This window comes from Mesorhizobium sp. M5C.F.Ca.IN.020.32.2.1, assembly GCF_004023105.1.
GTDB lineage: Bacteria > Pseudomonadota > Alphaproteobacteria > Rhizobiales > Rhizobiaceae > Mesorhizobium > Mesorhizobium wenxiniae.
The window spans coordinates 1-1,273 of record NZ_RZSX01001270.1; the positions used below are offsets into that span (position 1 = coordinate 1).

Here is a 1,273-nt window from a genome sequence, read left to right on the forward strand (position 1 = left end):
GACACATGCCGGTGCAGCCCCTCCGACACCTTCCGCTCGTTACCCGATCGAACGGCGTGGCAGGGTGTTTGCATTTGCGGTTGGCGACCTATGTGAAGCAATACACTTTCCGCGGCGTGAGGGCGGAACCGACCAGCCGGGCTAGCCTTCCCAGTCGACTTCGAACATTCCCAGTCGCTCATAGAGCCTGACCGCGGCGGCATTTTCGACCGTGTTGGTTTTGAGATCGACATGCGCAGCGTCCCGTGCGCGAAAGGCGGCGAAGACGTGCCACATCAGCGCTTCGGCGATGCCTCGCCCGCGCGCCTCGGGATGGACGGCAAGGTCCTTCACGAACGTCCTCGTCCAGCACAGCGCCGCGCCCGCCAGCCGACCCTTGCTGTCGATGACTAGGAAACACAAGGCAGGGTCGAATTCCGCGTCGCTTGAAATTCGCGGCCACCATTCGTCGAACGGCCCGTCGGCGCCATCGTCGAACACGGTGGCCAGCAGCGCATGCAAAGCGAGCGCGTCGGTGGCATCGAAGCCGCGCATGACAAGACCTTCCGGCCAGCGCGGCGGAGCAAGCGTGTCGTCGAGGATCTTGCGCAGCCTTATGTCGTTCGGCGCCGGCGGGCGCGGCTCAGGCATGGTGTTCAGGCATCGGGCTGCAGGCGACGGCGGCCGCGGTCGCGGCCAAGGCCGGTTTCTTCCAGCATGCCCTTGCGCCTGGCGTCGTAATAATAGCCGCTCTGGTAGAGGCGGTCGGCGCGCTTGGCGTTACCGCCGGCCACCAGCCAGGCGCCGCGCAGATATTTCACCGCATATTTCAGATTAGTCTCGGCGTCGAACAACCCGCTCGCCGGCCCGTCATAGCCCATGCCGCGCGCCGTCGCATGCTTGATCTGCATCAGCCCCCAATGGCCGCGATTGTAGGCCTTGGGATTGAAGGTGCTCTCGCGGCTGACGACACGGCGCACCAGATCGACCGGCACCTCGTAGAGGACGGCATATTTCTCGATCAGCCGTTCGATCTCGCCGCGCGGTCCCGCCGAATACTCTTTGGCAGGGCTGCTCGAAAGCAAGGCGGATGGGTCGTCAGGCGCGACATAGGCGGCCTGCTGAACGCCGGGCATCGTCTTGCCTGTCTCGCCGGTGACCGGCATGGCGACAGCGGCCGTCGCATAGACAGGTGCTGCGCCGGCTGGGGCGGCACCGGCCGTCATGGCTGCAGGTGCAGTTGCGGCCAGCGGGGTCGGTCCGGCAAAGGCTGCTGGCTGGACAGGCGCCGCGG

General features: G+C 65.8%; 2 protein-coding genes. Both read right to left on the reverse strand.

Going from position 1 to position 1,273, the window contains the following annotated elements; translation table 11 throughout:
- Window positions 1-141 precede the first annotated feature (141 nt).
- Entirely contained in the window at window positions 142-630 is a 489-nt protein-coding gene (locus EOA86_RS35100; RefSeq protein WP_128345678.1) for a GNAT family N-acetyltransferase, read from the reverse strand.
- Window positions 631-635: 5 nt separating this feature from the next.
- Window positions 636-1,273, reverse strand: a 638-nt coding sequence (locus tag EOA86_RS35105; protein WP_164892346.1) for a lytic transglycosylase domain-containing protein, incomplete at its 5' end; no start/stop codon positions are given.

Bases quoted from the DNA above. Each gene is read 5' to 3' on its own strand.
- EOA86_RS35100 (WP_128345678.1), bottom strand. From the start codon at position 630: ATGCCTGAGCCGCGCCCGCCGGCGCCGAACGACATAAGGCTGCGCAAG.